General features: G+C 54.4%; 16 protein-coding genes. 9 read left to right on the forward strand and 7 right to left on the reverse strand.

What is annotated here, in order from left to right; translation table 11 throughout:
• The 3 genes from HGT70_RS07755 to HGT70_RS07765 are packed head-to-tail and all read right to left on the reverse strand — an operon-like array spanning position 1 to position 3,241.
• The gene (locus HGT70_RS07755; RefSeq protein WP_214195481.1) at positions 1 to 1,137 is read right to left on the reverse strand and encodes an ABC transporter permease; all 1,137 of its coding nucleotides are present in this window, start codon (positions 1,135 to 1,137) and stop codon (positions 1 to 3) included.
• A complete protein-coding gene (locus tag HGT70_RS07760) occupies positions 1,134 to 2,288 on the reverse strand; it encodes an ABC transporter permease (protein ID WP_214195482.1) in 1,155 nt (384 codons plus the stop codon). The genes HGT70_RS07755 and HGT70_RS07760 overlap by 4 nt, the downstream gene beginning before the upstream one ends.
• On the reverse strand, positions 2,270 to 3,241 hold the full coding sequence (locus HGT70_RS07765) for an HlyD family secretion protein (protein ID WP_214195483.1): 972 nt from the start codon (positions 3,239 to 3,241) through the stop codon (positions 2,270 to 2,272). Before HGT70_RS07765 ends, HGT70_RS07760 begins: the two co-directional genes overlap by 19 nt.
• 293 nt (positions 3,242 to 3,534) lie before the next feature.
• Between HGT70_RS07765 and HGT70_RS07770 the strand changes: the two genes are divergently transcribed.
• Positions 3,535 to 3,723 carry a hypothetical protein gene (locus HGT70_RS07770; protein WP_071429486.1) on the forward strand — a complete coding sequence of 63 codons (189 nt, stop codon included), beginning with the start codon at positions 3,535 to 3,537 and terminating at the stop codon, positions 3,721 to 3,723.
• Here HGT70_RS07770 and HGT70_RS07775 read toward each other — a convergent pair.
• Together HGT70_RS07775 and HGT70_RS07780 are read right to left on the reverse strand one after the other, a co-directional pair.
• Entirely contained in the window at positions 3,698 to 4,411 is a 714-nt protein-coding gene (locus tag HGT70_RS07775) for an alpha/beta hydrolase (protein WP_214195484.1), read from the reverse strand. The two genes, HGT70_RS07770 and HGT70_RS07775, sit on opposite strands and share 26 nt — an antisense overlap.
• Positions 4,408 to 5,319 (reverse strand): LysO family transporter, encoded by a 912-nt coding sequence (locus HGT70_RS07780; protein WP_214195485.1) that lies wholly within the window; start codon positions 5,317 to 5,319, stop codon positions 4,408 to 4,410. The genes HGT70_RS07775 and HGT70_RS07780 overlap by 4 nt, the downstream gene beginning before the upstream one ends.
• 156 nt (positions 5,320 to 5,475) lie before the next feature.
• Here HGT70_RS07780 and HGT70_RS07785 point away from each other — a divergent pair, with 156 nt between their 5' ends.
• The 6 genes from HGT70_RS07785 to HGT70_RS07810 all read left to right on the forward strand — a co-directional run bounded on the left by HGT70_RS07785 (position 5,476) and on the right by HGT70_RS07810 (position 15,937).
• Positions 5,476 to 5,856 carry a DUF2946 domain-containing protein gene (locus HGT70_RS07785; protein ID WP_214195486.1) on the forward strand — a complete coding sequence of 127 codons (381 nt, stop codon included), beginning with the start codon at positions 5,476 to 5,478 and terminating at the stop codon, positions 5,854 to 5,856.
• 96 nt (positions 5,857 to 5,952) lie between these two features.
• A complete protein-coding gene (locus HGT70_RS07790; RefSeq protein WP_214195487.1) occupies positions 5,953 to 7,929 on the forward strand; it encodes a TonB-dependent copper receptor in 1,977 nt (658 codons plus the stop codon).
• Positions 7,930 to 8,120: 191 nt separating this feature from the next.
• Positions 8,121 to 9,905 (forward strand): allophanate hydrolase, encoded by a 1,785-nt coding sequence (atzF, locus tag HGT70_RS07795; RefSeq protein WP_214195488.1) that lies wholly within the window; start codon positions 8,121 to 8,123, stop codon positions 9,903 to 9,905.
• Position 9,906: 1 nt separating this feature from the next.
• Positions 9,907 to 13,542, forward strand: coding sequence for an urea carboxylase (gene uca / locus HGT70_RS07800; protein WP_214195489.1), 3,636 nt, complete (start codon positions 9,907 to 9,909; stop codon positions 13,540 to 13,542).
• Positions 13,535 to 14,257: a GntR family transcriptional regulator gene (locus HGT70_RS07805; protein WP_214195490.1), complete on the forward strand. Its 723-nt coding sequence runs from the start codon at positions 13,535 to 13,537 to the stop codon at positions 14,255 to 14,257. The genes uca and HGT70_RS07805 overlap by 8 nt, the downstream gene beginning before the upstream one ends.
• A 72-nt stretch (positions 14,258 to 14,329) precedes the next feature.
• Positions 14,330 to 15,937: a purine-cytosine permease family protein gene (locus HGT70_RS07810; RefSeq protein WP_071429472.1), complete on the forward strand. Its 1,608-nt coding sequence runs from the start codon at positions 14,330 to 14,332 to the stop codon at positions 15,935 to 15,937.
• A 70-nt stretch (positions 15,938 to 16,007) separates the two neighbouring features.
• Here HGT70_RS07810 and HGT70_RS07815 read toward each other — a convergent pair whose 3' ends face one another.
• Positions 16,008 to 16,502 carry a DUF2569 domain-containing protein gene (locus tag HGT70_RS07815; protein ID WP_214195491.1) on the reverse strand — a complete coding sequence of 165 codons (495 nt, stop codon included), beginning with the start codon at positions 16,500 to 16,502 and terminating at the stop codon, positions 16,008 to 16,010.
• Between the two features lie 447 nt (positions 16,503 to 16,949).
• Here HGT70_RS07815 and HGT70_RS07820 point away from each other — a divergent pair, with 447 nt between their 5' ends.
• Together HGT70_RS07820 and HGT70_RS07825 are read left to right on the forward strand one after the other, a co-directional pair.
• Positions 16,950 to 18,014: a phenylacetaldoxime dehydratase family protein gene (locus tag HGT70_RS07820; RefSeq protein ID WP_214195492.1), complete on the forward strand. Its 1,065-nt coding sequence runs from the start codon at positions 16,950 to 16,952 to the stop codon at positions 18,012 to 18,014.
• A 135-nt stretch (positions 18,015 to 18,149) separates the two neighbouring features.
• Positions 18,150 to 18,398 (forward strand): hypothetical protein, encoded by a 249-nt coding sequence (locus HGT70_RS07825; protein WP_214195493.1) that lies wholly within the window; start codon positions 18,150 to 18,152, stop codon positions 18,396 to 18,398.
• Positions 18,399 to 18,458: 60 nt separating this feature from the next.
• On the opposite strand, the gene HGT70_RS07830 is transcribed toward HGT70_RS07825, so the two are convergent.
• Positions 18,459 to 18,820: hemagglutinin repeat-containing protein (locus tag HGT70_RS07830; RefSeq protein ID WP_214195494.1), on the reverse strand; the 362-nt coding region annotated here is incomplete at its 5' end.

Consider the following 18,820-nt stretch of genomic DNA (forward strand, 5'->3'; position numbering starts at 1 on the left):
TTAATGCTGACTGCCGCGATGGATAAATCGACTGAGTAACCGTCTGTCGCGCAGGAAGGTCAGGACTAGGCTGGCGAGACTGTATACGGCAAAAAGGAGTAATAGCATACAGATATCGGGCAGCGCCTCGCGTAGCGATAGTCCCATCTGGTTGACCCCTGCAATGGCTTTAATCGCCCAGGTAGACGGAAACAGGCTGGAGATAAACCTGACCGGGCCTGGCATCGCCTGCAGCGGCCAGATCGTACCGGAAATATAGAATACCGGGGTCGTAATGAAAGAGAGGGTGAGATAGATCATCTCTACACGGCGGATACACTCGGTTAACAACCGCCCAAGCCCGAGCACCGCCAGTAAAAATGGGAAGGTAAGTAACAGTAGCATAGGGATAGAGGCCGCCTGCTCGTAGCCTAAGACCCAAGGCCATAGGGCAAACAGAACGATGGATAAAAATAACCAGATAGGGATCAAGGCGGACAGCGCACCTAAGACCACGGGCAGCTTAGGCCGCCCTTGCGCGCTCATCATCAAGCAGACCCGCACGCTGGCGATCAGCAGTGAGTGTTGTAGTAACATCACTAAGAGGCCGGGGAAGATAATTGCCGCGAAGCTGATCCCCGGGTTAAATAACGGCAGGGTCAGCCCGGTCATCGGCGTTAGCACCACGTTCGCTTCCGCTTGGGTAAACTGGCTCTTCATCATCAGCTCGACCTCATACTGGTTAAGCATCTGCTGATAAGCGGCTAACACGTTCTGCTGGATCTGGCCGTTCGGTAGACGGTTGGTCGCATCGCCAAAGACGGGGATGGCGACGCTCTTACCCGATAGCATCTTCTTCTCAAAATCCACCGGGATCTCGACCACCGCGTATAACTTACGGTAACCCATGTCACGTTGCGCCTGACCGAGCTTATCATAAGTCACAACATTGAGCTTAGGGCTGGCATCGAGATTACGCGTGAGCAAATGGCTGGCCGAACTATGATCCAGGTCGACGACGGCAACAGGCATTTCCCATACCGTACCCTTGGCATAGACCATGCTGATAATGCATAACGATAATAACAGCATCGCCCACATCGGCTTTTCCAGCATCCCCGCGAGCACCTTTTTGAAGGTCGCCCAATATTCACTCATACCATCGCCTCTTGGTCGCGTAACCGCTTAGGTAAGCGGCGGAATACCAATAACCCCACCACGATAGGATAAACGGCCAACAGTGCACACACCCCGAGCACCGGCTTGGCGGGCACCTCGCGAATAAAGAGGTCGAACATCGCATACAATGCGTGGGTGAGCGGTTCTAGGTTAGCGATAAACTGAGCCGGTAGGGGCATCGACAGCTCTGGCATCCCGAGACCCGAGAAGGCTAAGGCGATGGTGACGAAGATCGCCATAAAGGTATAGGCGCTAATCGCGGTACGGGTGAAGGTGAAGAGCATCAACCCTAGGCTCTGCGCCGCCATGATGTAGAAAAAGGCGACAAAGAACATATAGTAAGGATTGCCCACGAAGCGTGCAGAAAACACCCAGACCAGTAGCGCGATTTCACCCATCAAGATAGTGGTATAAATCAAGGTATAAGGAGCGAGTTTGCCCAACAGCGACCAGCCGAAGCGATCTGCATAGATCAGCGGCTTACTTCGCGAGAGGACGTAAATCATGCTGGTGACGACGAATAGTTGAATCAAGTGGATGGTTGCCGCAAATTGTTGGTAATAGATGTAGCTGCCACTGGCATTAAATAAACTTCGATAGACCAAGGATACCGAGGGGAGGCTTGGCGCGGTTTTACCGATTTTCGCCTCCACCTCGCTTCGGTACTCGCTGTTCAACGCCGTCACCAACCCTGAAAAATCTTGGGTTGAATAAAGGCCTGCCCCGTAATACAGAGCATTATAATAAAACGCCACTTTGGGCTGCTTAGCCGACAAAAGATGTTTTTCAAAATCCGGTGGAATATAGACCAATCCATAATCTTGCGCCGTGCGCAGCTTATGCAACGCTTCGTTGAGTCCCCCTTCCCACTCGGTCAATTTAGCGTGCGGGCTGGCATCTAATTTACGGATCAGCTCGCGTGACAGCTGGCTGTGGTCATTATCGACCACTGCCACCGGTAGATTCATCAGGGTGCCTTCCGAGAAATTACTGCTTAGCAGCCAAAATAAGAGCAGCGGGAAGCACCAGGTTAACCAGTGGATAGCCGGATTACGCGCGCTACGACGGATTTCTTTATTAAAAGCTCTGCGAAAGGCGCGAGGCCCCTTCCTTAACGTTTCCACTGCCATAACGCGCTCATTCCCTGACGTAGGCCAACAACGGGCTGGGTTGGCCATAAACGGACTTCGAACGTTTTAAGATCGAAATCCCCGGTTGCTCGCGTGGCGCTTTTGGTCGAGAAGTCGCCCAATGGAGCAATATAGTGGACCCGCGCCTCGATCATCTGGTTATTCAGTGCAGGGACGCGTAAGCGAATGATATCCCCTTTGCGGACATGGGCCAGGATGTCTTCGCGTAAGTTAAAGACGAAGTAGGCTTGTGGCAAACGCACTAGCGTTACTAAGGGGCTAGAGGCGCTGAGTAGATCCCCCACCTCTGCCGGGATCGGGCCGACCTCGCCGTCAACCGGGGCCTTAACGTTCAGATCATCGGTTTGCACCTTAATCTCTGCCAATTGTTGCTCGGCTTGTTGCAGTTGCGCGCCGTAGACGTCGCGTTGCTCCCAGCGATCGCCGTGCAAGGCCTCATCGAGATTCGCCTGAGCACTCTGCATACTGTGCAATGCGGTATCTCTGGAGTTGCGGGCGTTATCTAAATCGAGCGCGGAAATATAGCCTTTGGCCGCCACACTTTGATTACGGCGGAAGGTCGTTTCAGCCGTTTGGTAGTCGGCTTTCGCCCCCGCCAGCGTCGCCGTTAATTGGCGAATACTCTCTTTACGCGTCCCATTCTGCGACATCTCTAGCGTGAACTTCGCCTGATCGCGCGCGGCTTCAGCGGCTTTTAGCTGTGCAATTAATTCGGGAGCGTCTAGGCGGATAATCACCTGCCCGGCTTTAACATCGTCCCCCCGTTCGATAAGGCGTTCGACGACCCGCCCCTTCGCTTTAGACGCGACAATGACTTCCGGTGCATCGACCTCACCCTGCAGGAGTAGATCTTGATTTTGTACCCTAAAAAAAACCGCTAGTGAAACAATGGCGATCATCACCAAAACAGTAAAAATTATTTTTTTACTCATCAACCTACTCCAGAATTAATCAGCAAACGCTGATTTCCCTCTTATATTGTTATAAGCGTAATGTACTCAGTAAGAAAAAGCACTGCGTAGACCGTTAAATCTTCCTCAAACCGCTAACTATAGCCGATCCTTGCAAGAGTAAGTTTGATTATGCATGGGTTCCCGTCACTCTGTGGCGATGACCAGAGTGTGAACCAGTGCAAAGTTTTACCAATCGGAGTAATCACTCATAGCAATTTTATTTTCTATCGCGGCGCGCCTACACTTCCCCTATCAACTGAAGAGGTGCTCTTATGTTTTCTACACAACGATTTACTGCGAAAGAATTGGCGATTGCCTACGCTTCACAACAGCAAAAAAGCTACACCCCGGCGCAGTTTCTGACCGCGGTTGAACAACTTGAGGCCGAGTTTACGCGTTTACTCAAGGCACCCCGTCGCAGCGACAGTACCCCGTCTAGGACGATGGCGTTCGAGCGTTAAGACCCGCCGACCATAACGAAAAGTCCTTCAGCTCCTGTGAGCTGATACCATGCCCGAGCGTGGCATAGCGGTGAAAGCTGACCCGATAGCCCCGCTGCTTGGCGACCGCGACGGCTTGCTCCTCACGCGGCATCGCAATGCGGTTGTCTACCTGCCCATGCCCGACGAACATATTGGGAAGTGTGGCGGCACTTACGGGGAGAGGCTGCGCTGGTAAATTGGCGGGCAAACGACCGCTGAAAATCGCCGCCCCACCCACGACCGTAGGGCTTTGCAACGCTATCGACCAGCTCATCACTGCTCCTTGGCTAAACCCTGCCACCAGGGTTGCGTTCGGGGCCACCCCGAGCTGTCTTTGTATCTGATGAATACGCTCGACGACCTCTTCGCGTGCACGATCGATATCCTGTGACTCGTCCTTCCCCTCTCGATACCATGCATAACGGTCGCCCCCTAGCGTCTGTGGGGCGCGTAAGCTGAGAACGGCGTAGTCGCTCGCCAGAGCGTCGCTAAGGGGCAGAAGATCTTGTTCGTTGCTGCCATAGCCGTGTAACAACACCGCAAGATGCTTCGCTGGCTGTCCATTCTGTGGGGCAAGTAGAATACCCTCTAGCGCAGCGCTGGCAGGTAATGCCGCGCTAGCGATAGCTATTAACAGGACTTTACTGAGTAACGCGTTTAATTTCATAGTAGCGCCGCCACCAAAGAGATTAGAAAAGGGGCGGCCAGCGTCAACACTAAGCCACTGAAGATGGCATAGGGGATGTATGTCTGGTCACAGTTCTGTTTGATAAACGGTAACGCCGAATCCATCGCGGCGGCCCCGCTTAGCCCGACGGCGGCTAACGGCTGACGTCGTCCAAAGAAATAAAGAAAAACGATGCTCAGTAGCTCGCGAAAGAAATCCGTCATAAACGCGAATGCGCCCATCTGGACGCTGACCAGTCGATGTACCATCGGTCCCGAGAGCGAAAACCAGCCTAAGCCGCTGCCAGCCAGAAGCGACTGCTGCCAAGTAAAGTCTGTCATCGCGCAGAAAAGTAACCCTCCGGCTCCGTAAGCCACCAGCGCTAGCAGTGGGATCGCGACAAGCCGCGGCGTCAGGCGAGTGAAACGAAAGCCGACTAAGTCAATCCCAACACAAAATAGCATCACATAGAGAATCGCATTACTCGACAGGCCAATCGCCGCCAAGGTGAAGTGAGTAAAGTGACCGATCAGCAACCCACAGACAAACGCGGCAATCGCCTTAAAACATCCGCCGCAGGCCACCCATAGCGAGGGATGATCGCCCTCCCTTTTTACCGTAGCAGGGGGACGAAACAGTAAGAGGCAGGTTATCGCGCTGGTACATAGCGCAAGTAGCGCGGCATGTGCGATGATCGCAGCACCAATATCGCCATGGCTAAACACGCCGGAGAAATCTAATCCCATACTCATTAACAGGAGCAGTACGATCGGGCCTAGCGCCGAGACAGCTCGACGACGATGAGTGAGGCTGAGTTGTGTGCCCACGCCCCAGCCTAACAGCAGCACGGCGAGAAGAAAGAGGATGGCAATGAGTGCATGGTGCATAGCGATGGGGTTCTTCGTCATTAATCAACAGCGGATAGATAGCGATAAACTTATCATTAATGCCTTGATTGTGCGCGCCTTTCTAAAAAAATATTACCCCTATTTTCTATAGGGGTTCGTAGCCAATCGCTCTATTTTGCAGTACCATAGCGTCGCACTATTTTGGCGGAAACGATTTTGACCCGATACCCCTACTGGCAGCGATGGGCAGCTTGGCTCGCAATGTTCTCTATTGCGATGCTGTTTGTCGCGCCTATCATCTCGAAAACGCTCGCCCATCCATCCTCTAGTTTGGCGACTATGGCGATGTCCTCGATGGATGACGAGTGCGGGATGGCGATGCCGCACGCGGCTAAGATCGATAATACGCTGCTCGACGATATGGCCTGTGGCTATTGCCAACTATTAGCCCACTTCCCCTTTATTCAGCTTTTCGTCGTTATCCTCCTTTCTCAGCGTTATGTGCCGCTGGTTCGTCGACGCCTGACTCGCTACCTCGGTGCAGATCGACCCGGTTTTTGGTCGCCACGTCTTACCCGTGCCCCCCCTCCTCTCTAATACTTCCCTTAGTTAGATAAATCCCTTCGCTCGAAGGACAACATAGTGAATATTAATTCGGCTAGGCCTTGTCACGCCTAGTCATGAGGAAGTGTTATGTCCCACTCACCATTAGTGTTATCCCCCCTTACGCTGGCGCTCTGCGGCTTGGTAAGCCCGAGCTGCGTTGTTGCCGCCTCGCCTACGCTCCCCGTTCAGGCATCGACCCTTACCGTCGTGGCACCGCTGACCACTCCGTTGGAGGTCGTCACCTCGCCTAAGACGCCACGTCAGCCGCTACCCGCCAGCGATGGGTCTGATTATCTCAAGACGATCCCCGGTTTTGCCCAAATTCGTAACGGAGGGACGAACGGCGATCCGGTGTTTCGTGGTATGTTTGGTTCGCGCTTACGGATGTTAATGAACGATAGCGAGATGCTCGGGGCGTGCGGCAGCCGCATGGATGCCCCCTCATCGTATCTCTCCCCCGAGAATTTCGACCTCATGACCCTCACCAAAGGCCCCGAGACGGTGCTGTGGGGGCCGGGTAACTCGGCGGGAACGTTACGTTTCGAGCGACTCCCCCCGAGTTTTACCCAGCCAGGCGTGCAGGGAAGTGCTAGCCTATTGGCAGCCTCGCGCCAGCGGTTCGATCAGAATGCCGATATCGCACTCGGTAACGAGGACGGTTATCTCCGGCTAACCGGTAACCACGCACGTTCCAGCGATTATCACGACGGTTCAGGGAATAAAGTGCCGTCGCAATGGCGGAAGTGGAACAGCGATATCGCCGTTGGCTGGACGCCGGATACTGATACCTTACTCGAGCTAACGGCCGGACAAGGCAACGGCTCGGCGCGTTATGCCGGCAGATCTATGGACGGGTCACAATTTAAGCGCCAGAGCCTCGGCGTAAAATTCCAGAAGGAGAACCTTAGCGAGACGTTCACGCAGTTGACGAGTTCGATCTATTACAACAATGCGGACCACGTGATGGATAATCTTTCACGTCCCGCCGCGCAAAGCCGTATGCCGATGCGCTCGGAGGTCGGTCGCCAAACCTTGGGCGGACGAGTCATGGGGACCTGGCAATGGCACGCCACCCAGCTACAAAGTGGTGTCGATATGCAAAGCAATCGCCATCGCCGTAAGACGCACGGCGGATGGCGTAGCGACGCACAGTTCAACGATTATGGACTGTTTAGTGAGTTACGCTATCGCATAAACGAGCGCGATCAGCTGATTAGCGGCGCACGTGTCGATCTTGCTCAGGCCGAGGATCGACGAGTCGGCCAGCACGCAACACGCCGGCAGTGGCTACCGGCTGGGTTTATGCGTATTGAACACGAGGCGGACAACATACCCGTTATGCTCTATGCGGGGCTGGGCTATACCGAGCGCTTCCCCGATTATTGGGAGCTATTCTCCCCGACCTATGGCGCAGACGGCTATTCTGCCGCGTTCCAGCAGGTTCACCCCGAGAAGACGACGCAACTGGATATCGGGGCGAAATATCAGGATAAACAGCTCAATGCTTGGGCATCGGCCTATCTCGGCTGGGTGGACGATTTTATCCTGTTTCGCTACTCGCCTACTCCTCGGCGTACCACGCAGGTCAGTAACGTCGATGCCCTTATCTTCGGCGGCGAACTGGGTGCGAGTTACCAGTGGCTCGAGCACTGGAAACTCGATGCCAGCCTCAGCTATGCCCAAGCGCAAAATCGCCAGCAGCATCGCCCTCTCCCGCAGATCCCGCCGCTGGAAACACGGGCTGGCGTGACATGGCAGCACGGCGCGTGGCAAGCCACTGGGCTGGTGCGCGTTGTTAGCGCCCAGCATCGCGTAGCGCGGGGTCAGGGCAATGTGGTAGGCAAAGATTTTGGTCCGAGTGCCGGATTCGTGATTTTTTCAGCTAATAGCCGCTATCAGATTACTGATACCCTCGCGCTCAGTGTCGGCGTCGATAACCTATTGAATAAAACCTATAGCGAGCATCTTAATCTCGCCGGTAATAGTAGCTTTGGCTACCCCTCAGCTACGCGGATCAATGAACCCGGACGGAGCTATTGGGGGAAAATGACGCTGACGTTTTAGCGAGCGCTAACGAGTCCCTTGCACTGCACCATCGGCTAACACTCGCGTCAGCCGATGGTGCAGGAAAACACAATCTCCTCGCGAAAAGCGTGGGATTATTCGAAAAATACCATTTAAAAATAGCAGGTTAAAATTATGGCCTAGTTTTTGCTCAATAGTCTCCCATCTTGTATACCACTTGGGATCCCACTATGTGCACAACACTAGGCTATACGATCGAAGACTGGCAGCACCAGCACCATCAGCACCCCGATGCGCTACGCCAGACCCTTCATACTCATCTCGCCGCCCTCGACCCACGGGACACGGCATGGATCACGCTGGCGACGCCCGAACAGATAGATGAACAGCTGAGCGCATTACCCACCGCTGCGCAGACCCTGCCGCTGTGGGGCGTTCCCTTTGCGGTAAAAGATAATATCGATGTTGCCGGTTGGCCAACGAGTGCCGCCTGTCCGGCCGCTACCTATCAAGCAATCGAAGATGCTGCGGTGATCGCGCGGCTTAAGGCGGCTGGCGCCATCGTCATCGGTAAAACGAATCTAGACCAATATGCGACGGGATTGGTCGGGTGCCGCTCGCCCTTCGGTGCCGTCGTCAATACCTTCAACAGCGACTATATCAGTGGCGGCTCTAGCTCTGGGTCCGCGTCGGCCGTTGCCCGTGGGCTGGTAGCTTTTGCTTTGGGCACCGATACCGCAGGCTCTGGACGGGTTCCTGCCGGCTTTAATAATCTGGTCGGCTTGAAGCCGACTAAGGGGTGGATATCCAGCCGTGGCGTTATTCCGGCCTGTCGCTTGAACGATACGGTGTCGATTTTCGCGCTAACCGTCGCACAGGCTTATCACGTCGCGACCCTCGCGGCCGGTTATGATCCCGCAGAGCCTTATTCTCGCCAGCTGCCTCGGCGTGCACCGGCACAATTCTCCGCCCAGCCGCGCTTTGCCATCCCCGATGCCGTGAACTTCTTTGGCGATGCGCAGGCACGCGGGGCATGGGAGAAAGCGCTCGCTACGATGCGTGAGGCTGGCGTACAGCTTTCCACGATCGACTTCGCACCCTTCCAGCAACTCGCTGAGCAGCTGTATGCCGGGCCATGGGTGGCCGAGCGCAGCGCTGCGGTCGGCGACAGACTCGATCATCCCGAACAGATGGACCCTGTCGTTCATCAGGTGATCAGCCAAGGCCTGAACTATTCAGCGATCGATGCTTACCGCGCGGAATACCTGCGGGCCACCCTCAGCCGGGAGATTGAGCATGCCCTGCAACCGTTCGATGCGTTACTCGTCCCAACCTCCCCCACGATCCATACCCTTGAGGCCCTCGCCCAAGACCCGATCGCCCTAAACGCGCAACTCGGCCTGTATACCAACTTTACTAACTTGGCCGACCTCAGCGCCTTGGCTCTCCCCGCGCCGTTTCGTGACGATGGTTTACCCGCCGGTATTACATTAGTCGCGCCCGCCTGGCACGACCGCGCGCTCGCGGAATTTGGCTGTCGTTGGCAGCCTCTGCTCGCCTTACCCTTAGGCGCAACCGGTAACCCCCTTCCTGCGCGTTCGACGACCCTGCCGCCCTCGCCAGATCACGTAAGGGTGGCCGTGGTTGGCGCTCACCTCTCCGGTATGCCGCTCAATTACCAACTTACCACGCGGGATGCCGTCTTTATCGAACAGACGCAGACCGCCGATAACTACCGACTCTTCGCCCTACTCGACGGCCCGATAAAAAAACCCGGCTTGCTGCGAGGCGACGGCGGAAACGCCATCACGGTGGAGCTTTGGGATATCCCGCTGGCAAGGTTTGGCGAGTTTGTCGCCGAGATCCCCGCCCCACTAGGGATCGGTAGCGTCACACTGGCCGATGGCCGGACAGTTAAAGGCTTTATCTGCGAACCCTACACCCTGACCGACGCGCTAGAGATCACTGCCTTCGGCGGGTGGCGTCGTTGGTTAATGAGCCAAGAGGAGAAATAATATGTTTACCACCGTGTTAGTGGCAAACCGTGGCGAAATTGCCTGCCGAGCACTAGCGACGCTCCGCCGTTTGGGGATCACCAGTGTTGCCGTCTACTCAGACGCCGATCGCAACGCGCGCCACGTTAAACTCGCCGATATCGCGCTGCCATTGGGAGGTGACAACGCCAGTGACAGCTATCTACGTCGCGATAAGATCTTAGCGGCGGCGAAACAGAGCGGCGCGCAAGCGATTTGGCCGGGCTATGGTTTCCTCTCGGAGAGCGTGGCTTTCGCGGCCGACTGCGAGGCACAGGGTCTGGTATTTGTGGGGCCAACGGCAGAGCAAATTGGCGAATTTGGGTTAAAGCATCGCGCCAGAGAATTAGCGCACGCGGCTGGCGTCCCAATGACGCCCGGCACCGGGCTGCTCGCCTCCTTAGACGAGGCGCTAATGGCGGCTGAGCGCATCGGTTACCCGGTGATGTTAAAAAGCACGGCAGGCGGCGGCGGGATCGGTTTGACGCTTTGCCCGGATGCGGCTGCGCTGCGAGAGGCCTGGGAGAGTGTACGTCGTCTAGGGGAGCAATTTTTCAGCGATGCGGGGGTGTTCCTCGAACGTTATATCGATCAGGCTCGGCACGTCGAGGTGCAAATCTTCGGTGATGGTCAAGGTAACGTCGTGGCCCTCGGTGAGCGCGACTGTTCGTTACAACGACGCAACCAAAAAGTGGTTGAAGAAACCCCCGCGCCCCATCTTCCTGAAGCGATCCGCGCCGAACTTTTAGCCTCCGCAGTGCGTCTTGGCAAGCAGGTTAATTATCGCAGCGCGGGTACCGTCGAATATATCTATGATCCTCGGCAAGAGGCCTTTTATTTCTTGGAGGTCAATACTCGCCTACAGGTAGAACATCCAATTACCGAAGCCGTGACCGGCGTAGACTTAGTCGAATGTATGTTGCGGGTGGCGGCTAACGAACCCCTTGATTGGCAACGCTTACAACGCGCGCCACAGGGCGCTGCCATCGAGGTACGCCTGTATGCGGAAGACCCCCTGAAGCATTTCCAACCCTGCCCCGGTGTGTTGACCGAGGTCGTGTTCCCCGCCGATGTTCGCATCGAGAGTGGCGTTGAACAGGGGAGCGAAGTCTCGGCCTTCTACGACCCACTGATCGCAAAACTGATCGTCCATGCTGCCACGCGCGAGGCCGCCCTCGAGAAACTACGCCACGCACTCGATGCTACTCGATTACAGGGTATAACCACCAATCTCGACTATCTACGCCAGGTCATTGCCACCGAGGTTTTCCAACAGGGGACGATGTCGACGCGGTTTCTCGACCATTTTCGTCCCACCGCCCATAGCATCGAGGTCTTACAGCCGGGCACCTTCAGTACCCTACAAGATTTTCCAGGGCGGCTCGGATACTGGCATATCGGCGTTCCCCCCTCTGGACCGATGGACGATTACGCCTTTCGCCTCGCCAATCGTATCGTCGGGAATCATCCCGATGCCGCTGGCCTTGAGTTCACCTTACAGGGACCAACTTTACGTTTCGACTGCGATGCGCTGATTGCCCTCACTGGCGCGCCCTGCCCAGCATACTTGGACCAGGACCCGATCGACTATTGGCAGCCTATTACGGTTAGCGCCGGACAAATATTACGTCTCGGCCAAGCGCCGCGCGGGTGTCGGGCCTATCTTGCCGTGCGTAACGGCTTCGACGTGCCCTGCTACATGGGGAGCCGATCGACCTTTGTCTTAGGGCAATTCGGCGGTCATGCAGGGCGCACGCTGCGAGTCGCGGATAGGCTCGCCCTCTCGCAACCGGCGCTTAGCGCCTGTACCACCCCCGCGCCGATTTCTCCGCCAACGGCGATCCCCGCCGCACTGATCCCCGACTACGGCACGCAGTGGCAGATCGGCGTGCTGTATGGCCCGCATGGCGCTCCCGATTTCTTTACCCCGGAGGCAATAGAGACCTTCTTCGCCAGCGACTGGCAGGTCCATTACAACTCGAACCGGCTCGGTGTACGACTAGTCGGCCCGACGCCAAGCTGGAGTCGGCCTGATGGCGGCGAAGCGGGACTGCACCCATCAAACGTGCATGACTGCGAATATGCGCTGGGTGCCATTAACTTTACCGGGGATTTCCCGGTGATCTTGACCCACGATGGCCCGAGCCTAGGAGGCTTTGTCTGCCCGGTCACCATCGCCAAGGCAGAACTGTGGAAGGTCGGGCAAGTGAAACCTGGCGACAGTATCCGTTTCTACCCGATAAGCCAGCTAGAAGCAGTGGCGCGCGAGCGTGCGCAGCAAGCGACGATTAACGATCTCTGTGCGCCGTCGATTGCCGACTTTCCCGCGCCCTCCTTAGCGTCCACCGATCTTGGTTCCGGAACTTTATTGGCTCGTCGGGCAGCAACCGCCACGACACCGGAGGTTTTCTATCGCCAAGCTGGCGACCACTATGTGCTGATCGAGTACGGCGATAATCTGCTCGATCTCGCCTTGCGCCTGCGGGTTCATCTCCTGATGGAGGCCCTCAATGCTGCGGTGATTACGGGGATTGACGAGCTTTCTCCTGGAGTACGCTCGCTACAAATTCGCTATAACAGCCTACAACTCAGCCAACGCCAGCTCATCAGCTTACTCGTCGATATCGAGGAGCGATTGGGCGACGTCAGCACGATGAAGGTGCCGTCACGGGTGATCTGGCTACCGATGGCCTTCGAAGACAGCGCCACCTTATCCGCTGTCGAACGCTACCGAGAGACCGTGTGCGCGCAGGCTCCTTGGCTGCCGAATAACGTCGATTTTATCCAGCGCATCAATGGCCTCGCGCATCGCGAGGAGGTCCGTGAAACCCTATTTTCTGCGAGCTACTTGGTTCTGGGGCTGGGCGATGTCTATCTCGGTGCCCCCTGCGCCGTTCCCATCGATCCGCGCCATCGTCTGCTCAGCTCAAAATATAATCCCGCCCGCACATTCACCGCCGAGGGAACGGTGGGGATTGGCGGAATGTATATGTGTATCTATGGCATGGACTCGCCGGGAGGCTATCAACTGGTGGGGCGTACGCTCCCTATTTGGAATAAGTTTCTTAAAAATACCCAATTCACAACCGGAGAACCTTGGCTACTGCGTTTCTTCGATCAGGTCCGTTTTTATCCGGTTTCTGAGACCGAGTTACTGGCACAGCGCGAGGCCTTTCGCGAAGGACGCGCTTCGGTAAAAATCGAGGAAACGGTATTCGATTTTGCGGCCTATCAGCAATTCCTGCACGATAATGCATCGTCAATTGCAGCGTTTCGTCATCGCCAACATCAGGCATTTACCCAAGAGGTTGGCCGCTGGGAAACACAGCCTTCTCCACTCTCGATGCCGCCCGCTAGCGCCCCTTCCCACGCTGCCGAGGCGACAGATACCCCGGTTCGAGCTGAATTGAGCGGCAACGTGTGGAAAGTCATGGTTAACGTCGGTGACGCGGTGACGGTCGGTCAACCATTGATTATCGTCGAAGCGATGAAGATGGAACTCTCGATTACGGCAACCTTCGCCGGGACGGTCACACATATTCTCGCACAACCGGGTCAACAAGTGACTCCAGGCGAGACACTGCTCTGGTTGGCCGCGGAGGATAAGCACGATGCCTAGCGCTCAAACCCGGGAAGGCCTGGCCGATAAAGTCTATCAGGCCGTTAAACAGTCTATTTTCGATTTTCAGCTGCTCCCCGGTGAACGGTTTAGTGAGAATACGTTAGCCCAGCAGCTCAACGTTAGCCGTACCCCGGTGCGACAAGCGTTATTTCATCTGGAACGTGAAGGCTATGTGGAGGTGTTATTTCGCAGTGGTTGGCAGGTTAAGGCGTTGGATTTCGACTATTACGACGAGCTTTATGATTTACGTATCGTCCTCGAATGTGAGGCGGTCCGGCGACTATGTGCACTTACGTTGGCAGAACGTCGCGTAGCGCTTGCGGCGCAACAGCGCTTTTGGATTGACTCGGCCCCGAGTACCCTAGGGGCGAGCGTGGCGAAGGAAGATGAGGCCTTTCATCGCGCCTTAGTCGCCGCGACGCACAATCGTCAGTTTTTACAGTTGCATAGCGATATTACCGAGAAAATGCGTCGCGTTCGCAGGCTAGACTTTACTCAGCAACATCGCCTGCACGCCACCTATCAGCAGCATCAGGCGATCTTGCACGCCCTCTACGCACAACGCTGTGAAGAGGCCTTACGCCTCTTAACACTGCATATTTCCGAGAGTAAAGCGGCGGTTCGCACCATCACCTTACTGCGCCTCCAGCAAGCACGCGAGACCGCTCAAGCCGCTCATCCGAGGGAGAGTCCTTCCCGAGCGAGAACCTAGTCCTCACCGCGACGCCGTGTTAAGCGGCGCCCGTTACCCGGAATAATGTTAACTTATTTTAAGAGGTCAATGATGAGCTACTCCCGTGAAACCGCTAACAATAGCCGCCCCGCCCCCTCATCCGCAGTCAATGAGACACTGGAAGATTATACCTTACGCTATGCCCCCCATAGCTTTCGCCGTTGGGGAAGCGCGACCGTTGCCATCACGGCATTAGGCGGTATCGCTTACTTAGCCGATTTTTCCATTGGTGCGAGTATCGGGCTCACCTACGGTACCCTCAATGCCCTGTTAGCCATCGTCTTCGCGGCGATCATCATCTTTCTCACCGGGATCCCCCTCGCCTATTACGCGGCACGGTATAATATCGACTTAGATTTGATCACGCGTGGTGCGGGTTTTGGCTACTACGGCTCGGTGATCACCAGTATTATCTTCGCCAGTTTCACCTTTATCTTCTTCGCACTGGAAGGGTCGATCATGGCACAAGGCCTGCAGCTCGGCTTACATCTTCCCCTATGGCTGGGGTATTTGCTCTCGACGCTGCTCGTCATTCCTTTGGTCGTCTACGGGATGAAGGCCTTAAGCCAACTACAGATTTGGACTACCCCCCTTTGGCTGATCCTGATGATAGGTCCAGTTGTCGCGCTGTTATGGCAGCAACCCACCCTGCTCCAGCAGTTTTATCACTTCGCGGGAAAACAAGGACAAGCTGGTATCGACATGGCATCGGTGATGTTGGGGGCCGGTATCTGCCTATCGCTGATCATGCAAATTGGTGAGCAGATTGATTACTTACGGTTTATGCCTGCTAAGACGCGGGAGAATAGTCGCTCGTGGTGGGTAGCCGTGCTTTCAGCGGGTCCGGGCTGGGTTGTCCTTGGTGCGTTAAAGCAGGCGATCGGTGCCTTCCTCGGTTTTTATTTGCTCAGCTTCGCCCCAGGGATTAACAGTACCGAGCCAGTACAGCAATTTAATGCCGCCTTCCATCAAATGTTACCCGGCTGGCTCGCCTTGACGCTTGCGGTCGTCTTGGTGGTTATCTCGCAGATTAAGATCAACGTGACCAACGCCTACTCCGGCTCCCTATCGTGGACCAGTGCTTACACCCGTATTCGCCGCCATTATCCTGGGCGGATCGTCTTTGTTCTGGTTAATCTCGCCATCGCCCTTGCGCTGATGGAAGGCAATATGTTTGCGGTACTCGGGAATATTTTAGGCTTCTACTCGAACTTTGCGATTGCTTGGGTGACGGTGGTCGCGATAGATATTGCGGTGAATAAATACCTATTACAGCTCTCGCCGAAACTCCCAGAGTACCGTAAGGGGATGCTCTATCGTTTTAATCCGGTCGGCATGGTGGCTTTTTTGGGGGCTGCGGGGCTTTCGATTGCCGCGTTCTTTGGCCTACTCGGCCCATTCCTGATGCCATATTCGCCGCTTATCGCCCTCGCGGTCGCCGCAGGGTTAACACCCTTAATGGCGATCGTCACGGGCGGTAAATATTACGCTAAACAGACCCACGACGGTATTGACGAACCCCGTTACGATACAGCCGGTACACCTGTTAGCACCCTATATCATTGCGTGTCCTGCCAGCAGCCCTATGAACGCCCAGACGTGATGCACAGTGCCGCTCATCAGGGCGTGATTTGCTCATTGTGTAAAACCCTTCACTAACCGTTGCCGTCAGACGCCCAGGGAGGGGCGTTCGTCGAGTGCAAAGAATTCAGGTGCCCTGGCAGGATTGTTAGCGACAAAAAACCACGTTAATCCGCTTAGAGACGATAAAATAAGGGATCCAAACCAAGACGCCAATTATTCCTCTGATCAACAGCGACATACTAGCGCTTGTCATCGGCATTCCGAAAAACATAGCCGGGTAGATAACGGTGAACAGCGCAATAATTAATCCTGTAATATAATAGCTAATCATCGCTCGACGAGTTTGCCGCTTTTTCCTAAAAAACATCCATGCCGCATAGAGTGAAACGCTCAAACTGATTAGCGTGAGTAATAGAGTTACGAGAATAAAATGGAAGAGCGCACCAGACTCGGTCAAATACCCTGAAAAGTTAACCACCAGACCCCAAATATCCAAAACGCTATTACTAATCGTTAAAACTAGCCCGATTGCGGGGAGATATAATAGCCCATCAATCTTTCGATATTGCTTATCTTCGCATGTCTGACAGAGACCAGACTCTTGATTCGCGTGTTCACTTTGACATTTTATACATTCCATAAAAACTACCTTGTAAGAGAATTATGACAGGTCAACGACCTATGTTCTTTGCTAAAAGAGCAAGTGAAAACCTTGCGTTTTTTATCCATCAGCTGCTTTCGATAAGCGTTTATCTACATGACTCTGCGTCAAGTATTCTAACTGGCATAACAATTTGCTCTTCGCTATATTAAACTTAGTAACGGCAGTTCACTCTAGAAAAAATACATAAGTTCCGCAAAGCTAATCTACCCCGCTTTTTTCATGCTCAGTACAATCTATACCATTTCCGTTTTCGACAATTATTTCTTCCCTCTGGTCATAACGCTCTCAGAGCCGGCTCGGGTATATCTAGTTCAGCCGCTTAACCACGAGATCATATTTATGACCAACCTTGGAACTGTCGCTTGTATACCAGCCGCTTGCGTATTTATGGATCTCGAGTCACAAAGATGAAGGAGTATAGCCATGGAATCAGCCATTCCTCACCCATTACAAGAAGAAAGGAAAACGCCGGTTTCGACCCCGGCAGCCTACACCCCTCCTTTCCCAGCATGGACGACACGATTCTCCCCCCTCGTTGAGCGCGTTGTTATGGCGTATTTCGGCGTACAGTCTACACAGACCGAGGGCGAACGGGCTCTCGACGCAATTACCGCGCGTTTCTCAACAGCCCATGGTCCCTCGCACTGGGATCTAGCAACTTATCGCGACGAATTAGGGTTTATCAACGATATTGCTATTGCCTATTGGGCTTCTGCCGAGACTTTTTCGCTCTGGAAAACAGAGAGCGATTTTCAAGAATGGTGGCAATCCGTCGACAGAGAACAAGAGGAATATGGCTTATTTATGGAAGTCGTCACGCCTGATATACGAGGAATGGAGACGATATTCTCCGATCACCATCATCCTGAAGGGATCGCTCACCTTGCTCGGAAAATGAGCGATGAAATACAAGAGCACGGCTACTGGGGGAGCGCCCGCGACAGGCTTCCTCTCGCCCAAACCTCGCCGCTCAATGCTCATAGCGAACTTAGGATCTCGTCGATAAACGCCGCCCGCCAAATTGTCCATGGCAGCGATAATCTTTGTCTTATTCGCTCTGGTCAGGATTGGTCAGATACGTTAAACGAAGAGCGCACACTGTATGTTGAGGACGTAGAGCCAATCTTGAATACCGGAATGCGTTTCTTACGCGACGACGGACTGACTATCGGTTGTTTGAGCTGTCGTTATATGCAAGTGTTAGAACGTGATGACCGTGCATTATTACCAAAGACTTTTGGCCTTGCCCATTTCACCGATCTACAGGCTTTGGAACTCTGGTCGAAAAGCCACCCTACCCATGTCGCGATTTTTAAAGAGTTTATGAAATACGTTAAGGCACTGAATTTTGATATTACACTACGCCTGTGGCATGAAATTTCCGTTATCCCAGCTCAATCGCAATATTTCGAATATATCAACTGCCACCCTAATACGGGTCTACTAAAAAAAGGGAAGTCGTCGTGTAATACCGATTCGGTAAGATAACAATATTCAATTTAAAGATCTTGGAGATCAGCAACCATCTGTAATCTTCAAATTGCGGATTTTTTTACTGTTCAGTCATGATCTTAATAAGGTTAATAATTTTACGCATCAGGAGCGCCATATTTGGCGCGGGCAATGGATACCCCAACTCACAGAGGGTTTTTGGGCTGTCCGGCGATATGGGAGGCCAGCATTGGGCTGTGTGGATTAACGTCACTATCCAGACGGTATCAGCTTTTTCATCCAGCTCGTAAACAGGCCGATAATGTTCATGAAATACCCGCTCCCGCGTACCGCCTATTTTCCCCGGCGTCCCCATCAAAGGCGTTCTGCCAGCAGAGCCGCCGACTCACTGAACCGCTCAACTATCTACAGCGCGGCTAGCGGATTGCTCTCTACTAGGTAATCCCATATCGCTGTACGCCTCCGGCACCCAACGTACCTTCATACCTTGCCTGCTGCTGTGGCTCTTCGCTCTGCGAATAACCTTTCAACCTCTTCGTTAAGCTGGGTATGCTCACCAACCTTCACATCAAAGCCCCCTTTGCCCGCAAACAGGCCGGTCTGCTCTTGCACACTGTCGTAGGTGCTGTGCATCTTATCTTGGCTAAGATTGAAACTCCCTGAACCGGTCATCGAGCCAAAGGTAAAACTGCCGCCCGCGCTGGCGCTTTGTTGCTTGGAGTCGTAGCGGTTGCTGTCTTGCTCAGAGGTCAGCGTTAAGTTACCGCCAACCTGTGCCGCTATCCGCTCACCGTTAACTTGCGCGCCGGTTAAGGTGGTATCGCGACCGCTGTGTAAGGTCA

The organism is Rosenbergiella collisarenosi (assembly GCF_018494085.1).
Lineage (GTDB): Bacteria > Pseudomonadota > Gammaproteobacteria > Enterobacterales > Enterobacteriaceae > Rosenbergiella > Rosenbergiella collisarenosi.

What these genes read in the sequence shown, in the direction of transcription:
- HGT70_RS07790 (WP_214195487.1), top strand. Translation starts at nt 5,953, where the DNA reads ATGTCCCACTCACCATTAGTGTTATCCCCCCTTACGCTGGCGCTCTGC.
- uca (WP_214195489.1), top strand. Translation starts at nt 9,907, where the DNA reads ATGTTTACCACCGTGTTAGTGGCAAACCGTGGCGAAATTGCCTGCCGA.
- HGT70_RS07805 (WP_214195490.1), top strand. Translation starts at nt 13,535, where the DNA reads ATGCCTAGCGCTCAAACCCGGGAAGGCCTGGCCGATAAAGTCTATCAG.
- HGT70_RS07780 (WP_214195485.1), bottom strand. Translation starts at nt 5,319, where the DNA reads ATGACGAAGAACCCCATCGCTATGCACCATGCACTCATTGCCATCCTC.
- HGT70_RS07765 (WP_214195483.1), bottom strand. Translation starts at nt 3,241, where the DNA reads ATGAGTAAAAAAATAATTTTTACTGTTTTGGTGATGATCGCCATTGTT.
- HGT70_RS07815 (WP_214195491.1), bottom strand. Translation starts at nt 16,502, where the DNA reads ATGGAATGTATAAAATGTCAAAGTGAACACGCGAATCAAGAGTCTGGT.
- HGT70_RS07760 (WP_214195482.1), bottom strand. Translation starts at nt 2,288, where the DNA reads ATGGCAGTGGAAACGTTAAGGAAGGGGCCTCGCGCCTTTCGCAGAGCT.
- atzF (WP_214195488.1), top strand. Translation starts at nt 8,121, where the DNA reads ATGTGCACAACACTAGGCTATACGATCGAAGACTGGCAGCACCAGCAC.
- HGT70_RS07825 (WP_214195493.1), top strand. Translation starts at nt 18,150, where the DNA reads ATGGATACCCCAACTCACAGAGGGTTTTTGGGCTGTCCGGCGATATGG.
- HGT70_RS07770 (WP_071429486.1), top strand. Translation starts at nt 3,535, where the DNA reads ATGTTTTCTACACAACGATTTACTGCGAAAGAATTGGCGATTGCCTAC.
- HGT70_RS07810 (WP_071429472.1), top strand. Translation starts at nt 14,330, where the DNA reads ATGAGCTACTCCCGTGAAACCGCTAACAATAGCCGCCCCGCCCCCTCA.
- HGT70_RS07820 (WP_214195492.1), top strand. Translation starts at nt 16,950, where the DNA reads ATGGAATCAGCCATTCCTCACCCATTACAAGAAGAAAGGAAAACGCCG.
- HGT70_RS07755 (WP_214195481.1), bottom strand. Translation starts at nt 1,137, where the DNA reads ATGAGTGAATATTGGGCGACCTTCAAAAAGGTGCTCGCGGGGATGCTG.
- HGT70_RS07775 (WP_214195484.1), bottom strand. Translation starts at nt 4,411, where the DNA reads ATGAAATTAAACGCGTTACTCAGTAAAGTCCTGTTAATAGCTATCGCT.